The sequence below is a fragment of the Xanthomonas sp. DAR 35659 genome (assembly GCF_041242975.1).
Classification (GTDB): domain Bacteria; phylum Pseudomonadota; class Gammaproteobacteria; order Xanthomonadales; family Xanthomonadaceae; genus Xanthomonas_A; species Xanthomonas_A medicagonis.
Map to the genome: position 1 here is coordinate 1,072,741 of NZ_CP162488.1, position 17,546 is coordinate 1,090,286.

At 69.9% G+C, this 17,546-nt stretch carries 15 protein-coding genes; 6 read left to right on the top strand and 9 right to left on the bottom strand.

The genetic code is table 11. The features are described 5' to 3' along the window. Positions 1–56: 56 nt before the first annotated feature. Together AB3X07_RS04615 and grxD are read right to left on the bottom strand one after the other, a co-directional pair. Complete coding sequence (locus AB3X07_RS04615) at positions 57–956, bottom strand: hypothetical protein (RefSeq protein WP_369943167.1); 900 nt, start codon at positions 954–956, stop codon at positions 57–59. Positions 957–1,045: 89 nt separating this feature from the next. Beyond that, entirely contained in the window at positions 1,046–1,972 is a 927-nt protein-coding gene (gene grxD / locus AB3X07_RS04620; RefSeq protein ID WP_369943169.1) for a Grx4 family monothiol glutaredoxin, read from the bottom strand. Between the two features lie 44 nt (positions 1,973–2,016). Here grxD and AB3X07_RS04625 point away from each other — a divergent pair, with 44 nt between their 5' ends. After that, positions 2,017–2,808 carry a polysaccharide deacetylase family protein gene (locus AB3X07_RS04625; protein ID WP_369943171.1) on the top strand — a complete coding sequence of 264 codons (792 nt, stop codon included), beginning with the start codon at positions 2,017–2,019 and terminating at the stop codon, positions 2,806–2,808. 91 nt (positions 2,809–2,899) lie between these two features. Here AB3X07_RS04625 and AB3X07_RS04630 read toward each other — a convergent pair whose 3' ends face one another. From AB3X07_RS04630 to AB3X07_RS04650, 5 genes are all read right to left on the bottom strand, one after another. Continuing rightward, positions 2,900–3,241 (bottom strand): hypothetical protein, encoded by a 342-nt coding sequence (locus AB3X07_RS04630; RefSeq protein ID WP_369943173.1) that lies wholly within the window; start codon positions 3,239–3,241, stop codon positions 2,900–2,902. After that, complete coding sequence (locus tag AB3X07_RS04635) at positions 3,238–3,654, bottom strand: hypothetical protein (protein ID WP_369943175.1); 417 nt, start codon at positions 3,652–3,654, stop codon at positions 3,238–3,240. The genes AB3X07_RS04630 and AB3X07_RS04635 overlap by 4 nt, the downstream gene beginning before the upstream one ends. A gap of 16 nt (positions 3,655–3,670) precedes the next feature. Next, positions 3,671–4,342: a methyltransferase domain-containing protein gene (locus tag AB3X07_RS04640; protein WP_369944650.1), complete on the bottom strand. Its 672-nt coding sequence runs from the start codon at positions 4,340–4,342 to the stop codon at positions 3,671–3,673. A gap of 60 nt (positions 4,343–4,402) precedes the next feature. Continuing rightward, entirely contained in the window at positions 4,403–5,044 is a 642-nt protein-coding gene (locus AB3X07_RS04645; protein ID WP_369943177.1) for an SGNH/GDSL hydrolase family protein, read from the bottom strand. A gap of 89 nt (positions 5,045–5,133) precedes the next feature. Beyond that, a complete protein-coding gene (locus tag AB3X07_RS04650; protein ID WP_369943179.1) occupies positions 5,134–6,414 on the bottom strand; it encodes a pyridoxal phosphate-dependent aminotransferase in 1,281 nt (426 codons plus the stop codon). A gap of 89 nt (positions 6,415–6,503) precedes the next feature. Here AB3X07_RS04650 and rsgA point away from each other — a divergent pair, with 89 nt between their 5' ends. The 5 genes from rsgA to AB3X07_RS04675 all read left to right on the top strand — a co-directional run bounded on the left by rsgA (position 6,504) and on the right by AB3X07_RS04675 (position 12,627). After that, the gene (gene rsgA, locus AB3X07_RS04655; protein ID WP_369943181.1) at positions 6,504–7,619 is read left to right on the top strand and encodes a ribosome small subunit-dependent GTPase A; all 1,116 of its coding nucleotides are present in this window, start codon (positions 6,504–6,506) and stop codon (positions 7,617–7,619) included. A 28-nt stretch (positions 7,620–7,647) separates the two neighbouring features. Further along, positions 7,648–8,886: a flavohemoglobin expression-modulating QEGLA motif protein gene (locus AB3X07_RS04660; RefSeq protein ID WP_369943183.1), complete on the top strand. Its 1,239-nt coding sequence runs from the start codon at positions 7,648–7,650 to the stop codon at positions 8,884–8,886. Between the two features lie 210 nt (positions 8,887–9,096). Beyond that, positions 9,097–9,957 (top strand): hypothetical protein, encoded by an 861-nt coding sequence (locus AB3X07_RS04665; RefSeq protein WP_369943185.1) that lies wholly within the window; start codon positions 9,097–9,099, stop codon positions 9,955–9,957. Between the two features lie 253 nt (positions 9,958–10,210). After that, positions 10,211–11,779, top strand: a complete 1,569-nt coding sequence (locus AB3X07_RS04670) for a hypothetical protein (protein ID WP_369943186.1) — start codon at positions 10,211–10,213, stop codon at positions 11,777–11,779. A 167-nt stretch (positions 11,780–11,946) separates the two neighbouring features. Then, on the top strand, positions 11,947–12,627 hold the full coding sequence (locus AB3X07_RS04675; RefSeq protein ID WP_369943188.1) for a type 1 glutamine amidotransferase domain-containing protein: 681 nt from the start codon (positions 11,947–11,949) through the stop codon (positions 12,625–12,627). A gap of 265 nt (positions 12,628–12,892) precedes the next feature. Here the strand turns inward: AB3X07_RS04675 and AB3X07_RS04680 are convergent, their stop codons facing one another. Together AB3X07_RS04680 and AB3X07_RS04685 are read right to left on the bottom strand one after the other, a co-directional pair. Then, positions 12,893–14,809: an alpha-amylase family glycosyl hydrolase gene (locus AB3X07_RS04680; protein ID WP_369943190.1), complete on the bottom strand. Its 1,917-nt coding sequence runs from the start codon at positions 14,807–14,809 to the stop codon at positions 12,893–12,895. A gap of 47 nt (positions 14,810–14,856) precedes the next feature. Then, positions 14,857–17,313, bottom strand: coding sequence for a TonB-dependent receptor domain-containing protein (locus tag AB3X07_RS04685; RefSeq protein WP_369943192.1), 2,457 nt, complete (start codon positions 17,311–17,313; stop codon positions 14,857–14,859). Between the last annotated feature and the right edge of the window lie 233 nt (positions 17,314–17,546).

Genomic DNA, 17,546 nt, shown 5'->3' on the forward strand with positions numbered 1-17,546 from the left:
CGGCTGAAGCCGCTCCTACAGTGCGGGGGCAAGCTTCTTGCGACGGCGGGCGGCGCTCAGCAACCGCCGACCAGGTCCTCGAGTTTCCATGCACCGTCGACCGCGTGCAGCAGCCAGAAACCGTGGGTTTCGTAACCGGAGTGCTGGATCAGGAAGTCCACGGTACCGTCGGCATCCATGTCGGCGAACTGCAGCACGGCGTAGTCGTCGTGGCGCTCGTCGCAATCGTCGCAGCCGTAGTCGGCGACGCTCTTGCGCAGGCGCCAGCCGGTCTCGCCGCGTTCCAGCACCGCCAGCAGCGTGGCCAGCTTGGCCGATGGCGCGTCGTCGGCCGTCGCGGGCGCCGCCGGGCCGTAGGCGCTGGCGGTGACCACGGCGATCTCGTGGCCGGGACGCGTCGTATCGGCGATCACCGTCAGCATCCGTGCCGCATCGGCCGGTGGCGTCGCGAGTTTCGCCAGCAGCGCCTTCAGCGCCGCCGCGGGCAGGCGCTTGCGCAGGGACGGATCGTTGCCCAGCGCCTGCAGCAGCGCGCGTTGCTGCGGTGCGTCCAGATCGCGGCGAACGAAGCGCTGGCCGGGATTGAGGTCGAACGAGGCGAGCAGGGCGTCCTGCGCCAAGGTGGGGCCGTGCGCGGTCTTCAAGCGCACGCGCAGGTCGCCGCCGCACATGGTGTTGTCGTCGATCGAGAAGCCCAGCGGCGTGGCCATGCCGCGCTCGGCGCCATCGACGAACACCCGCATCGGCCGCTTCAGCCCGCGCCAGTTCGCCAGGTCGGCCTCGTCCGATGGGGTATTGCGCACCGGCACGTAGCTCATCACCGTGGCGTCCCCGCCGAGCGGAGCGACGTAGAGCACCGCCGGGGGCGGCGTGGGCTGCGCCGCGCCGGGCGCGGCGGCAGCGGACGCGGCGGCCACGCCGAGCAGGGTCGCCATGCAGCATCGCAGGGTACGCATCATCGAAATCGCTCTCCGCCGAAGTGCTTCATAAAAAACGGGCGACCCAGTGGCCGCCCGCGGTGTGTCGCCGTCCTGCGTGGCGTCGTTCAGTACTTGGCCACGCCGCTGTCGACCTGGTCGGCCCAGGCGTCGATGCCGCCGACCACGTTGTGCACGCGGGTGAAGCCCAGCGCACGGAACTGTTCGGCGGCCTGCGCGCTGCGCCCGCCGTGGTGGCACAGGAACGCCAGCGCGGTGTCCTTCGGCAGCGCTTCCAGTTGCGCGCGCTGATCGCCATCCAGGGTGCGGAACGGCACGTTCACCGAGGCGACCGCGCGCTCTTCCGGCGGGCGCACGTCCACCAGGATCAGGCCGCCGGCGCGCACCTGGTCGTCGGCGTCGCGCGGGCTGAGGTCCTGCACCGGCCTGGGCGCGTTGGGGTTGTCGATGGCCAGGCCGCGGCCGCGCAGGTCGTCGACCCAGTCGATGGTGATGCCGTCGGCGCGGCGCGCGCTGGCCAGGTCGAACTGCACGCGCAGGCCGTTGGATTCGGCGGCGATGGCGGTGGGATCGGTCGGGGCGAGCTGGAAATTCGGCTGGAACTGCGCGTCGATCGCCAGCGCCAGGGTCGCGCCGGGCGCATCGGCCAGCGCGCCGCGCAGCATTTCCGCGGCCGCGTCGGTGATGGTGATCGACGGCGGAGTGCGGTCCGGTGCCTCGAGCCCGAGCAGTTCGCTCAGTTCGCCGCTGCCGGCCATCTGCAGGATGATGTCGCTGCCGCCGATCAGCTCGCCGTTCACGTACAGCTGCGGAATCGTCGGCCAATCGCCGTAGACCTTGATGCCTTCGCGGATGTCCTGGTCGGCCAGCACGTTGACGTGGGCGAAGTCCACACCCAGCTCGTTCAGCGCGCCCACCGCCTTGGCGGAGAACCCGCACTGCGGCATGCTCGGCTGGCCTTTCATGAACAGCACGACGCGGTTGGAGGTGAGCAACGCTTCGATGCGGGAACGCAGGGCGGGATCGAGGGACATGGCAGTGATTCGGTCGCTGAGTCGGACCAGCCATTCTACGCCCCATGGCATCATGGGGCATGACAGTTCCGGAAACGCTGCATCGCGTGCCCAACCACCCGTACCGCTGGCTGCCCTGGGCGCTGGCCTCGCAGGCGCTGGTCGCCGCGCTCTGGTGGGCCTGGGGCTGGCGCATCGGGCTGCCGGCGCTGCTGGCCTCGCACGCCGCGTTCGTGCTGCCGGTATTCCTGCCGCGCGCCTGGCTCTACGGCCCGGTCCTCAGCCGCCTGCCGGGCGCCGCGCCGCGGGTATGGCTGACCATCGACGACGGCCCGTCCGACGACACCGGGCCGATCCTGGACCTGCTCGACCGCCACCAGGCCAAGGCCACGTTCTTCCTGGTCGGCGAACGCGCCGCCGCGCGTCCCGATCTCGTACGCGAGATCCTGCGCCGCGGCCACGGCATCGGCAACCATAGCCACACCCATCCGCAGGCCTGGTTCTGGGCGCTGGGTCCGCGGCGCATGGCGCGCGAGATCGACCAGGCGCAGCAGGCGCTGTCCGCCATCGCCGGCAGTGCCCCGCGCTGGTACCGCTCGGTGGTGGGCATGACCAATCCCTTCGTCGCCGCGCCGCTGCGCCGCCACGGGCTGACCCGCGTCGCCTGGAGCGCGCGCGGCTTCGATGGCGTGGCCTGCGATCCCCAGGCCACGGTCGCGCGCATCGTGCGCGACCTCGCGCCCGGCGCGATCGTGCTGCTGCACGAGGGCGCGGCGCATGGGCACAACGTGGCGATCGTGGCGGGCGTGCTGCAGGCCGTGCAGGAGCGCGGCTACAGCAGCGTGGTGCCGCAGTAGCGGCGACCGTCGCGCTTGCGGTGCGCGCGCCTGCTGCCGAGCCGGGACATCGAAGGGGCTGCGGACATGACGCCCAAGGCCAGCGCCGGCCTCAGCTTTCCTGCATGAGCCCGAACGCCAGCAGCGCGACGATGACGAGCAGGGTGGCGATCGAGAAGATCAGTCCGAGTACGCCGTACAGCTTGCGCCGGTCGCGCTGGAACAGGCAGCCGACGCCCAGCCCGGCCGCGGCGAGTTCGGCGAAGACGGTGATCATCAGTCCCAGGCCGATCAGGATCGCCGCCAGCGATTCCTCGTCCAGGCCGTCGGGCCGCGTATACGACAGCACGCCGCTGAGGGCGATCAGCGCGAAGCTGAGCACCGCGGCGATCAGGCTGACGGCGAACGAAGCGATGCCGAGGCCGGAATAGGGGGCAGGAGTTGGGGAGGTCATGGAAGCTCCAAGGGCGGGAAGAACCGTTCCGGCGCGGTCGCGCACGGGAAGATGGGAAAGAAGGAGCGCGCATGGCGCCGGCTGCGTCGGCGCGCACCGTGGTGGCGTCGACCGCGGGCGGGCGGCGGGCATTGCGTGCTGGTGCGGTCGGGCGTGACGAGGAACATCGCGCGCATCGCCAGGTCGGGCATGGTTCCCTCCATGGAATGCGAGCGCCGCCGCCGACGCGCGATCGGCGACGCGGCAGTATAAGCATCGTGCGCCGCGGCGCTGGCGCTGGCGCTGGCGCTGGCGAAGCGCGGCAGTGCCTGTGCGCTGCCCTGCGGATGCGCGAATGCAGCGCGCCGATGCCGGCGCAGGTGGACGTTGCCGAACGCGCGGCGCGCGGTGGCGCCGCGCCATTTCCTGGCCATCGCGCGCCGAACCGCCTCAGCGCGGCTCGGCGACGATCAGCCAGTTGTTGAACGGGGTATTGCCGTACAGCGGCGCGAACGTGGCCTGCAGTCCGGCCGCGTCGAGTTGGGTCTGCAGGCTCTCGCGGGTGGGATAGCACTTGGGCACTTCCTGCATCCAGCCGGCCAGGTGCGCGAGTACGTCGGTGATGCGGCTGGTGCGGCCGCGGCCGCTGCTGTCGCCGAGGCCGCTGCGGATCACCAGCTTGGCGCCCGGCGTCAGCATGCGCGCGACGCTGCGGATCAGGTTGGCCTGCATGGCCTGGTCCAGGTACTGCAGCACGTCCAGGATGGCGACGCTGCCGTGGTGCTCGGGCCAGGACTGGCCCAGGTCGACCACCTCGAAGCGCGTGTCCTGCAACCCGTTGCGTGCGGCGATGGCGCCGGCGCGGCGGATCTTGGCCGCATCGATGTCCACGCCGTGGTAGCGCTGCCGCTGGCGGTCGGCGCGCAGCGCATGCGCGAGCAGGCCCAGGCCGCAGCCCAGGTCCAGCACCGGCGCGTCGGTGCCGCGCAGCGCGGCGAGCACGCCCGGGTACAGCGGATCGGTGCGCAGCTTGGTGCGCGTGTAGTAGTAGTCGTAGCGATTGCCGAGCGGATGCGTGGGCAGGAAGGCGCGGGCGATGGCCTGCGCCTGCGGGCGGGTCATGGGCTGGGTGGCGCTGGCGTCGCGCAATGTCGGTCCTTGGCAGCGGGGCGTCGTACGCCGCTAGGCTAACGCATCGCGCGCCGCGGGCAACACCTGATCGGTCCAGCGCGCATACATCGCCGCCGAGGGATGCAGGCCGTCGGCGGCTAGCATCGCCGCGCTGCCGCCGCCATCGCGGCTGGCCGTGGTGATGTCGACGAAGCGCACCGCGCGCGCCAGGCAGCACGCCTGCGCGGCCGCATTGAACGCATCGATCTGCGTGCCGATGCGGGCCGGATCGTGCGCGGGCGGCTGCGCGAACGCGGTCACGCCCCAGTCCGGGATCGACACCACCAGCACCCGCCGCGCCCACCCGTCGGCGAACCCGATCGCGCGCTGCAACAGCGCATCGAACTGCGCGCGGTATTCATCGAGGGGGCGCCTGCGGTACTGGTTGTTGACCCCGATCAGCAACGTCACCAGATCGAATGGCCCCTGCGGCGCCGCCGCGTCGATGCCGGCCGCGAGCTCGTCGGTGGTCCAGCCGGTGGTGGCGACGATCCGCGGATCGGCGATGGCGATGCCGTCGCGGCGCAGCGCCGCGACCAGTTGCATCGGCCAGCGCCCGTCGGCGTCCACGCCTTCGCCGATCGTGTAGGAATCGCCCAGCGCCAGATAGCGCAGCGGGACCTGCTGGAGCGTGGCGAAACTGCCCTGGCTCATCTACGCAACACCGAAGGCTGCCACGTCACCGGGATTCGCGGTCGCAGGAACGGCAAACGCTTTGCCAATTCCCATTCCCCATTCCCGATTCACCGCCCCGCAGCCACACTGCGCGGCTTCAGCGGCACCACCTTGGTCGCCGCCTCGGCGCGCCGCGCCAGCACGCGGTCGATGCGCGCGAACACCTCGCGCATCACCGCCGCCTCCGGCAGCAGGGTCACCCGGAAATGGTGGCGGTAGGGCACGTTGAAGCTGGAGCCGGGCACCACCAGCACGCCTTCGTCGTTCATCAGCTCCAGCGCGAAATCGTGGTCGTCGAAGGCGCGCGCGGCCGCGCCGACCACCGCCGGGAACGCGTACAGCGCGCCGGCCGGCTGCGCCAGCGACAGATGCTCGCTGGCCGCGCAGGCCTCGATCACCGCGCGGCGGGTCTCGTACAGGCGGCCGCCCGGCGCGCACAGCGGCGAGATCGTATCCGGGCCGTTGACCGCCGCGTCGATCGCGTACTGGCCCGGCACGTTGGCGCACAGGCGCAGCGCGCCGAGCAGGTCCATCGCGTTGCGGAACTCGGTGACGCGCTCGGCGGCGCCGGACAGCAGCGCCCAGCCCACCCGCCAGCCGCAGGCGCGATGCACCTTGCTCAGGCCGCCGAAGCTGATGCACGGATGCTCGCCGGCCAGCGGCGCGACCGGCACGAAGGCGGCGTCGTCGTAAAGCACCTGGTCGTAGATCTCGTCGACCATCAGCAGCAGGTTGTGCTTGGCCGCGATCGCCACGATCTTCTCCAGCAGCTCGCGCGAATAGCTGGCGCCGCTGGGATTGTTCGGGTTGATCAGCACGATGGCGCGGGTGCGCGAGGACACCAGCGTCTCGATCTCCACCGGGTCGGGCTGGAAGCCGTTCTCCGGCGCGCAGCGGTAGTACACCGGGCGGCCGTCGTTGAGGATGGTGGCGGCCGACCACAGCGGGTAGTCGGGCGAGGGCACCAGCACTTCGTCGCCGGGGTTGAGCAGCGCGCGCAGCGACAGGTCGATCAGCTCGCTGACGCCGTTGCCGACGAAGATGCGGTCCGGATGCGCATCCGGGTGCTGGCGCCGCGCGTAGGCCGCGGCGATCGCCTCGCGCGCCTCCGGCAGGCCCTGCTGGTGGGTGTAGGGATCGGTGCGGCCCATGTCGTCGGCGATCGCGCGCTGCAGGTGTTCCGGCGCGCGGAACCCGAACGCGCCGGGATTGCCGATGTTGAGCTTGATCAGCTTGCGCCCCTGCGCCTCCAGCTCCCGGGCTCGCCGCGCCAGTTCGCCGCGGATTTCGTAGCGGACTTCGGACAGGCGTTCGCGGATCGCGAGCGGCTTGATCGGGGGCGTGGGCATTGCATTGGCCGGTGGGGGCGTGGAACCGGCATGGTAACGGAAATGCGACATGGCGGCCGGGCCGGGCCGGCACCGTCTAGAATCCGCCCATGACCTCCCCTCCGATCGACTTCGACGCACTGCGCCCCATCGGCTGGCCCTGGCCCGGATTGCCCGAGGAGCCGGCCTGGCGCGCGCTGTTCGACGCGCACCCGCTGGCGCGGCCGGCGCGGGTCAGCGAGCAGCACCGCACCGGCTACGTGGTGGCCGATGCGGTGGACACCGGCTTCAAGGTCGAGTCGCTGCCGGAGTGGCAGCGGCCGCGCTTCCCCAGCCACGAGCGCGCGGCGGTGGGCGACTGGGTGCTGCTGGAGGACGGCAAGCGCATCGTCGCGCTGCTGCCGCGGCGCACCGCGATCAAGCGCGGCGCGGCCGGCGAGCACTACCACCAGCAGGTGATCGCGGCCAACATCGATACGGTGTTCATCGTCTGCGGGCTGGATGCGGACTTCAATCCGCGCCGCATCGAGCGCTACCTGCTGCTGGTCGGCGGCGGCGGCGCCGCGCCGGTGGTGATCCTGACCAAGGCCGATCTCACCGAGTACGCCGACGATGCGCTGGCGGTGCTGGAGGAACTGGCGGCGCAGGACATTCCGCTGCTGACCGTCAACGCCAAGCAGGCCGACAGCGTCGCGGCGCTGCGGCCCTGGCTGGGCGCCGGGCGCACCGCGGTGCTGGTCGGCTCGTCCGGCGCCGGCAAGTCCACGCTCACCAACACCTTGCTCGGGGTGCAGAAGATGCGCACCGCGGCGGTGCGCGAGAACGATTCGCGCGGCCGCCACACCACCACCCACCGCGCGCTGCTGCCGCTGCCCTCGGGCGCGTGCCTGATCGATACGCCGGGCATGCGCGAACTCAAGCCCACCGGCGAGGAGGACCTGGCCGAGGGCGGTTTCGCCGACATCGAGGCGCTGGCCGCGCAGTGCCGTTTCAACGACTGCGCGCACCACGCCGAGCCGGGCTGCGCGGTGCAGGCGGCGATCGAGCGTGGCGAGATCGACGCGGCGCGCCTGGCCAATTACCTGAAGCTGCGCGAGGAGGTCGCCGGCGCCGCCGGCAAGCTGGCGCAGCGCCAGGCGCAGAACGCGGCCGCCGGCAAGGCCGGCAAGCCGGGGCCGGGCAAGCCCGGCGGCCGGCGACCGCCACCGCGCACCCTGCGCCGCTGACCCGTCGCCGTACGCGCCCAGGTTCGCGATGACCGCGCTGCCCGCCGACATCCGCCACCACGCCGCGCTCGATGCGCGATTGGTCAAGGCGGTACGCGGCATCCGCCTGCTCGCTCTGGCGAGTTGGCCGGCGGCGTTGCAGGCGCCGTTCCTGGACAGCGTGGCGCGCGGCCAGCCGCGGTTGCCGCAGGTGCAGTACCCGCGGCTGGATTTCGTCGACACGCGCCGCGAGCTGGCGGCGATCGCGCAGGCGGCCGATGCTGCGCATCCGCTCGGCGCCTACCTGCAGGCCTCGGTGCGCAGTTGGGACCTGGCCGCGGCGTTGCTGGAGTCGCTGGGCACGCCCGCGGTCGGCGCGTACTCGACGCAGCTGTTCGGCGCCCCCGAGGATCCGATGCCCGGGCATGGCCCGACCACCCGCGATGCCGCGCGCCACTTCATCCACATCGCGCAGGAACTGGATCGCGAGCTGCTGTCGGCCGAGGAGCAGGTACCGGTGTCGGCCAGCGCGCTGCGCCTGCTGCTGCAACGCGACCTGGACGAATTCTTCGGCGCGCGGGTGATCGCGGTGGAACTGGATCCGGAGCTGCTGGCCAAGGCCGCGGCCGGCGCGCACCGCATCCGCCTGCGCTCCGGCGCCTCGTTCAGCGGCTACGACCGCGCGCAGCTGTTCCACCATGAAGCGCTGGTGCATTCGTTGACCGCGCTCAACGGCCGCGAGCAGGTGCAGTTGCCGAGCCTGGCATTGTCCTCGCCGCGCACGACGGCGACGCAGGAGGGCCTGGCGACCTTCGCCGAGCAGATCACCGGCAGCATCGACATCGAGCGGATGAAGCGGATCAGCCTGCGCATCGAGGCGATCGCGCTGGCCCGCGACGGCGCCGACTTCATCGAGGTGTTCCGCTACTTCGACGCGGCCGGGCAAGCGCCGGCGGAGAGCTTCTCCTCGGCGCAGCGCGTGTTCCGCGGCGTGCCTACCGCCGGCGGCGCCGCGTTCACCAAGGACACGGTGTACCTGCGCGGGCTGGTGTCGGTGCACACCTTCTTCCGGCAGGCGCTGCAGCGCGACCGCCTGCCGCTGTGCCGCTGGCTGTTCGCCGGCAAGATGGCGCTGGAGGACGTGGCCGCGTTCGCGCCGCTGTTCGAAGCCGGCGTGCTGGCGCCGCCGCGCTGGCTGCCGAGCTGGGTCGCCCGCGCCAGCGGCCTGGCCGGGATGCTGGCGTTCTCGCTGTTCGCCAACCGCATCCGCATGGACCAGGTGGAGTAGGGGGCGATCCGGAAATCAAGGAGCTGGCGCCGCACGAGGCGGGAAGCATTCGTGGGGCGCTGCCGCGTGGACGATCGAAAGCGTCGAATGCCACTGCATCGTTCTGGGGATGGCGATTGCAACCTCGCATTGCGGGCTGCCGGCCGTTCGGCACTTGAAAAATAAAAGAAATTCGATGTCTATTTTCCAGGGCGGGGAGAGGATTTACTCATGGTCGTCTCGCTTGCAAGAGAAAGAACCACGTGCTTATTCTGGGCCGCACATTTATCGTTAACGGGGGAGGCTCGCGTGTCTATAACGGAAGGCAAGGATGGGAATGCGGGAGCGGCAGGTGTCATTGCGCAGTTGCGCAGGCAAAATAGAATTCTGAAGATTTTTTCGGCTGTGGCGCTTGCCTTTCCTTTGACCTTGATGCTGATGGGTGCCCGAAGCCCTGCCGGCAAGCAGGTGTTCTCCGAGATAGATGTCAAGCGCATCAATATCGTCAATGAGGACGGGTCCAGATCCATGGTGTTGGCGGCCCGCGGATTGCTGCCCGATCCGGTGATGGACGGAAAGGTCGTGAAAACCGAAAGGAGCAAGATGCCAGGCATGCTGTTCTATAACGGCGTGGGCGACGAGGTCGGTGGGCTGATCTATGACGGCAACATCGATAAGGATGGGCAGCCCAGTGGTGGCGTGCATCTTTCGATGGATCGGTTTGGCGGAGATCAGCAACTGGCGCTGCATCATTACGAGGAGGGCGGATCCATGGAGACCGGCCTTTCCGTGTTCGACCGCGGACTCTCCAAGCAGTACGAGGGAATCTATGAGAAGTATCTGGCCGCTCCGGAAGGGCCGCAGAAGGATGCGCTGTTGAAGCAGTGGAAGGATGCGGGCGGTCAGCAGACGCAGAGGCTCTTTGTCGGCCGCACTCTCGGAAAGTCGTCTGCCGTCATTCTCGCGGACAATTCCGGAAATCCCAGGATCATCATGTCCGTCGCTCCCGGCGGGAAGGCATCGTTGGACTTTATGGATGACAAGGGCGACGTTATCCAGAGTCTCCCGGAAACACCCGTCGTGAAGAAGTAACCGCACGGTCTGGAGTCGTCATCGAGCAAGATAAGCTTGGCCGAGGGAATGCAGAGAGGCGTATGGCGTGACCGGGCTCTCGTGGAGATCGAGATAGGGATGGTGGGGGAGCCGCATTTGCGTCGTCGGCCGGTGATTGGGGGGCGAAGATCGAATGCAGCCGTTGGGCGGCGTAGGGCAAGCATGTAGGGCGGGACGTCTGTGCAGGTCGATGCACATGGCACAATCGCCCCCCAACGAACAGCGGGAACATATGGACATCGAACGCCTGCTCGACCTGCTTGGTCACACCTCCGCCAGCCCGGCGCTGATGGATTTCCTTGCCACCAACGGCATCGTGCAGACGCCGAAGGGCGATTGCACGACGCGGATCAAGAACCGGGACAAGACGCTCTCGCTGGAGTTCGGCCTCACCGACAGCTTCAACGAGACCGCACTCGAGCCGGCGGTGGGCGCGGGGTGGTTCGCGTTCGAGTCGGTGGACGTGCATCGTCGCTTCGGCGGGACCTTGCCGTTCGGCTTGTCCTTCGCGGCCACGCCTGCCGCGTTGGAGGCGGCGCTGGGGTCGCCGCTGGAGCCGTGCCGCGGCAGGGTGCAGACGCATTACCGGGCGCCCTATCTGGTGCGGGTGTTCTTCGCCGGCGGCAAGGCGCCGCAGATAGAGACGTTCCGGTTTTCGCTGCCGGACAGGTACAGCCTCGAGAACCTGCCGATCCAGTGGCATGGGCGGCGGCCTGCCGCGACGCGCGTACCGGTGTCGTCACCGGCGCTACCGGCAATGCCGGCCATGGAACTGCTGGAGTGGTTGGGTGTCTCGCCGGAGCATGCCGGGTTCGATGCCTGGTTGCGTGCGCACGGGGCGGTCGAGCGCCCGCATCGCGCCTCGCGCGCCGACGACGCGGAGGCGATCCGTCGCGCACGGCTGAGCGAGATCGACGAGATCGAGCGCCAGAGCGTGGCGCTGATCTACGAGGATGGTGCTGCCTATCGGCGGCTGTTCGACACGTCGGCACCGGCGCCCGAGGGCGACTTCGTGCTGCAACAGGTCGCGTTCTACGCACCGGGCATTTCCGGGTATGCCGGTTACACGCCCGCGCTTCCGTTCGCCCTGGTGTTCGCGGACGCGCCGGCGGCGGTCCGCGCCAAGCTGGGTCCACCGCGCGCCACGCGGATGCTGCACGGGTTGCTGGCGGATCTGTGGGTGAGCCGCGACTGGCATGTCACCGTCAGCTACGACGCGGCCCGCACCGGCATTGCCATCGTGCATGTGCGCAGGCCGAACTTGTACGACCTGCGCATGATCGGCGCGCTGCCTTGCCCGCCCGCGGCGCCGTCGGCGGTGGATCTGAATGTGCTCGGTGCATTGCTGGGGAAGGAGATCGACGACCCGGCGGTGCGCGCGGCGCTGCAGCCGATGGGATGGAGTGACGCGGCCGATGCCCTGGCGGCGGATGGCGGGCGCGTGCACGACGATCTCATGCGCCATGGCCTGCGCCTGGACGTCGCGCGCACGCGCGGCAAACGTCTGGGAATTCTGCGCGGATCGGCAAAGCACAGCGCGCGCCTCATCGGCATCCACGTCCATCGCGCGGGGGATCTGGGACGTCACGGGTTCCAGGGCGCGCTGCCGTTCGGCCTACAGTTCCATTTCACGCCGGAACAGATCGTGCAGTGCATGCAGCGCGAGCCGGACACGCATGGAGTGACGCAGGACACCGGCGACTTCGCCTGGCAGATGGAGGGCCGTCGCCTGCATGTGGTCTGCAGCCTCATCGACTGGCAACTTTATCGCCTCTCGTACACGGTGAACGAATCGGCATAGCAGTCAGTGACTTGGCGCCGCAGCGTGTGGCGTCGGTGGCTTGTGGTGTCGATCGGTCGAGCTGAACGGCGCTGCGCGACGCTCACTTGCCGCGAATGCGCGGCTGCCGATACTGCCGCGCCTGGCCATGCCCGCGCATGGCCGCCTTCCCACGAAAGGACATCCGCATGAAGATCCTGATGGTGCTGACCTCGCACGACCGTCTCGGCGATACCGGCCACAAGACCGGTTTCTGGCTGGAGGAGTTTGCCGCGCCCTACTACGTGTTCAAGGATGCCGGCGCCGACATCACGCTAGCTTCGCCCAAGGGTGGACAGCCGCCGCTGGACCCCAAGAGCGATGCGGCCGACGCGCAGACCGACGCCACGCGCCGCTTCAAGGGCGACCCGGAGGCGCAGCAGCAGTTGGCGAACACGCGGCCGCTGGCCGATGTGCAGATGGCCGATTACGACACCGTGTTCTATCCCGGCGGCCACGGCCCGCTGTGGGACCTGGCCGAAGACCCGACCTCGATCGCGTTGATCGAGGCGTTCGAGCGTGCCGGCAAGCCGATCGGCTTCGTCTGCCATGCGCCGGGCGCGCTGCACCTGGTCACTGCTGCCGACGGTACACCGCTGGTCAAGGGGCGCCGTGTCACCGGTTTCACCAACGGCGAGGAAGCGGCGGTCGGGTTGACCGAGGTGGTGCCGTTCCTGATCGAGGACGAATTCCAGCGCCTGGGCGGCCGATACGAGAAGGGCGCCGACTGGGGTGTGCACGTGGTGGTGGATGGCCGCCTGGTCACTGGGCAGAACCCGGCCTCGTCCGAGGATGCGGCGAAAGCGTTGCTGGGTTTGCTGGGCAAGTGACTGGCCGGCGGGGCGCGTTTGTCGGCGGATCGCTGGCTGCGCGCCGCCACGCCGGCGCGAGGGGCTTGCAGGCGACTGGCGAGGCAAGCTGCCTGCTCGCCTGTGGTAGGGGCTTCGGTTCCGGCTGAGTGCGGAGCCGCGCAGGTATCTGGACTTCGCTTGTCGCGGCTGAAGCCGCTCCTACAACTACGCGCGGCCCCTGTAGGAGCGGCTTCAGCCGCGACTGCATCCGGAGCCGCGCAGAGATCCGGACGGTATTCTTCGCTCAGCCACGCCGCCACCAGCGCAAGCCGTAGGCCGGCAAGATGCCATCCCATGCCTGTGGCGTGGCCGCATCGATTCCGCCATCGGCGATGGCCTGCCAGTGGCCGCTGCCCAATGCGCTGCGATCCACCGCCACCGGCTGCGCGCTGAAATTGTAGGCCGCGACGAAGTCCTCGCCGCGGGCGATGCCGAGCAGGGCCGGGTCGCCCAGCGGCAGCGCACGCAGCGGTTGAGTGGCGGCCAGGGCGGCAGTGGTGGCGCGCGCGGCGATCAGGCGACGCAGGCGGATGTACACCTGGCCGGCGAGCGCGTCGCGGTCGTGGCGCTGTGCGGCACGTGCCCAATCCATGATCGGGCGATGCAGCCAGCGGCCTTCATGGCGGCGCAGCGGATCGTTGCGATAGTCCTCGTCGTTGCCCAGCGCCAGTTCGTCGCCCATGTACAGCAGCGGGATGCCGGGCATCGCCAGCGCCACGGCGTACAGCAGCAGTAGGCGGCGCACGCCCAACTCCAGCGCGTCGGCGTCATCGGCGGCCAGCGCCGCGGCGATGCCGGTCAGTGCCGCGCTCATGCCGTTGCTGCCGTGCACGCCATCGCCGCTACTCTGGAATGCTTCGCCGCGCGCATAGCTGTCCGACGTGCGGCCGGCATAGAACTGGGCGATGCGCGCCAGCGCGAACGGGGCGACGCCATCGTCGCCGGCGGCTTCGCGCTGCAGCACGTTCCAGCCGATGTCGTCGTGGCAGCGCACGTAGCTGAGCCAGCCGCAGGCCGGCGGCAGCGCCGGGGTGCGTGCGATCGCCGCCTGCACGATGTCGCCGCGCTGCTCGGCCAGCGCCACCCAGCCGGCCGCCATCAGGGTGCTGTGGTAGGCCAGATGGCATTCGTGGCCGCGTGCGTCGCCGTCGCCGAAGTAGGGCGGCAACTGCGCCATCGGCACGATCGCCTCGGCCTTCAGCAGCACCGCCGGGGCCAGGATGTCGGTGAGCGCGCGCAGCGCCTGCAGGATGGTGTGCGCCTCCGGCTGGTTCATGCAGGCGGTGCCCGGACGCTTCCACAGGTAGGCGGTGGAATCCAGGCGGAACACCTCCACGCCCAGGTTGGCCAGGTGCAGCAGCGCCAGCGCCATCTCGCCGAACACCGCCGGGTTGCTCCAGTCCAGATCCCACTGGTAGGGATAGAACGTGGTCCACAGCCAGGCGCCGGCCTCCTCGACCCAGGTGAAGTTGCCCGGCGCGGTGTGCGGGAACACCTGGGCGAGGGTGCCTTCGTAGGCGTCCGGTGCGGTGCGGTCGGGGAAGTGGTGGTAGTAGTCCAGGCTGCGCGTGTCGCCGCGCTTGGCCGCCAGCGCCCACGGATGGTCGTCGGCGGTGTGGTTGAGCACGAAGTCGGCGCACAGGCTGATGCCGGCTTCGCGCAGGCGCGCGGTCAGCGCGGCCAGGTCGGCGTTGTCGCCGAGCCGCGGCTCGACCTGGCCGTAGTCGCTGACCGCGAAGCCGCCGTCGTTGTCGCCGGCGCGCATGCGCAGGAACGGCAGCAGATGCAGGTAGCGTACGCCCAGCTCCTGCAGGTACGGCACGCGTTCGCCGACGCCGGCCAGGGTGCCGGCGAAGCGGTCCACGTAGGCGCTGTAGCCGAGCATCGCCGGGCTGGCGAACCAGTCGGGGGCGCGCTCGGCATCGAGCCGGCGCAGCGCTGGTGGGCGCGCGTTGGCGGCGGCGGCCAGTTGCGTCAACCACTGCGGCAGCCACTGCGCGAACGCCGGATGCGCGCCGTACAGCGCTTGCAGCGGCGCCAGCAGGCGTTCGCCATGGCGCTGCAGGCGCGGCAGCAGCGCCGCGGCGGCGTCCGGATCGAGATGCGCCTGCCACAGCGTGCTGGCGAGACGGGAGAGGGCGATGGGGGTGGGGGCGGTCATGGGCAGATCGTCCGCGCCCCGGGCGGGGCGCGGAGGTGCGGTCCTCGTCAGAAGTCGTAGCGCAGGCTGATGCTGGACGTGCGGCCCGGGATCGAGCGCGCGCGGATCACGTCGGAGGAGGCATCGGCGATCGACCCTTCCTCGGCTTCGGTCAGGCCGAAGGTGTCGAACAGGTTGTTGACGTTGAGCGAGACGGTCAGCGCGTCGGTGATGCGATAGTCGGCGAACAGGTTGACCTGCGTGTAGCCGGGCATCTTCAGTTGGTTGCTGTCCTGGGTGTAGGCCGAGCTGGTGCCGATCGCGTTGACGCCCACGGTGTAGCGTTCGCCGCGGTAGCTGGGGGTCAACTGCCAGACGAAGCGGGCCTGGCGGCGCGGGGTGTTGCCGGCGTTGGCCGGGGTGATCTGGTCCTTGTCGATGGTGGCGTCGGTCCAGGTCAGCCCGCCGTTGAGGTTGAAGCCGCCGCTGCGGTACGCAGCCTCCAGTTCCAGGCCATGCGCCTTGTAGGTGCGGTCGAAGAAGCGCTGGGTGGTGGCTTCGTAGTTCTGCTCCTGGGTGCGTGCGGCGAAGGCGGTGGCGAACAGGCTCAGCCCGCCGCTGCGCCATTTCAGCCCGCCTTCGAGCTGCTTGACCACGTTCACCGCCTCGTTGGAGGACACCGAACCGTCGGCGCGGACCACGCCGAACAGCAGGCGGTCGGCATTGGCGCGGGCGCCGCGGCTGTAGCGCGCGAACGCGGCCAGGTCGTCGTTGAGCATGTAGTTGCCGCCGAGCGAGTACGACAGGTAGTTCCAGTCGTAGCGTACCGGCTTGGGATTGGCGTAGTCGATGGTCGCCACGCTGCGCTCGGGCGCCTCGATCACGCCGTCGCCGTCGACATCGACGTTGCTGGCCAGCAGGCCGCCGGCGGTGTTGCCGCGGGCGCGACCCATGTCGTAGCGCAGGCTGCCGTCCACGCTCAGCGGGCCCTGGTCCCAGCTCAGCGCCAGGTACGGCGCATTGATGTCGTAGCGCACGTCGTAGTGGCGGGTAGTGTCCAGGCCCCAGTACGGCACGCCGTAGGCATACAGGCCGTCCTGCGACAGCAGGCCGCCGCCGGCGTCGACCACGTCGAGCAGCCGCGGACGGTGCGCCAGCGACTGCACGTAGGAGTTCCAGGTCCAGTCCACGTCGATGGTCTGCCGCGAGGTGTACCAGCCGGCCTTGAGGTTGAGCGTGCCGCCGTCGGCCGCCGCGAAGTCGCGCGCCAGGCTGAGGTCGTTGACCGCGTTGCCCAGGTCGTTGAGGTGCACGTTGAACAGATGCGTGCGCAGCGCCAGGCCGCTGTAGGCCTGGCCGGCGTTCGGGCCGTCGACGTAGCGCAGGCTGGCGCCGGCGCCGCCGATGCTGGCGGCCAGGGTCGCGGCATCGGTGACCTGCGCGGGGAACGGCGCGACGAAGCGGCCGGACGTGTCGGCGATGCGGAACTTGTCGGTCAGGGTCCAGCCGCCCAGCTCGAACTGCGCCTCGGCACCGAACGCGCGCGACACCGGATGCATGCCGTCGCCCAGGTCCACCCGCGACGGCTTGTTGCCGCCATCCAGCGTGGCGCTGCTGCGGAAGTAGGGGCTGTACAGCGTGTCGGTGCCGGGATCGAAGCCGTCGATGCTGCCGAAGTGCGGCGACCCGTCGCTGCCGCTGGTCCGGGTCGGCACCGGCAGGTAGCCGGCGGCGCGGTCGTTGAGGTACTTGGCGTAGACGCGCACGTAGCCGTTGTCGAACAGCCGGGTCAGGTTGGCCTTGAGTTGGCCGCCCTTGTCGGTGGTGTAACCGGCGTCGCGCACGCCGTCGCCGCGGCGGTAGAAGCCGCCGACGTTGAACTGCCAGTGCTCGGCGAACGGCGCACCGTAGTCGAAGTCCAGGCGGGTGTTGTCGTAGCCGCCCAGGCCGCGGGTGAGGCCGATGCTGCCGCCGGCGGTCTCGCCGGTCTTGCTGATGAAGTTGATGATGCCGCCGGGCGAGTTGCTGGCGAAGGTGGAGGCCGAGCCGCCGCGGATCGCCTCGATGCGCTCCAGGCTGTAGTCGGCGCGCAGGAAGATGTCGGCGTTGCCGAAGGCGATGTCGCCGAACTCCAGCACCGGCAGGCCGTCTTCCTGCAACTGCAGGAACTTGGCGCCGCCGGAAGCGACCGGCAGGCCGCGCACGGCGATGTTGGCGTTGCCTTCGCCGCCGGTGGATTCGGACCGGATGCCGGGGATGTTGCGGAAGATCTCGGCGGTGCTGCGCGGCGCCGATTGTTCGATCGCCTCGGCGCCGACGGTGCTCACCGAGACGCTGGAGGTGAGCTTGCTCTTGGGCGTGGCGGTGCCGGTCACGAAGACCGAATCCAGGCTGACCACGTCGCCTTGCGCGGGATTGGGCTGGGCGGCGGGCGCGGCCGCGTCCTGGGCGAAGGCCGCCGGGGCGGCCAGCGCCGCGGCGACGGCCCAGGCCAGGGTATGCAGGCGGATCGAAGGGTGGTGCATCGCTATCTCTCCCGAAGCGAGGGGTGACGCGGGTAGGGCCTGCATGCGGCGTGCGGCGGCGTGGGCCGGCGCTTCGCCCATGCCGGGCAGGCGGTGGGGTGGCGCAGTGATACGGCGCTCTACAATCGATTGCAACTTGCAGTGCAGCAAAGTTCGCATCCGCCACGGTCGTGTGAGAAAAGTCTTTTGTTTTCCGCGATCTCGTGGTGCGGCGCAGCGTTACAAACGATTGC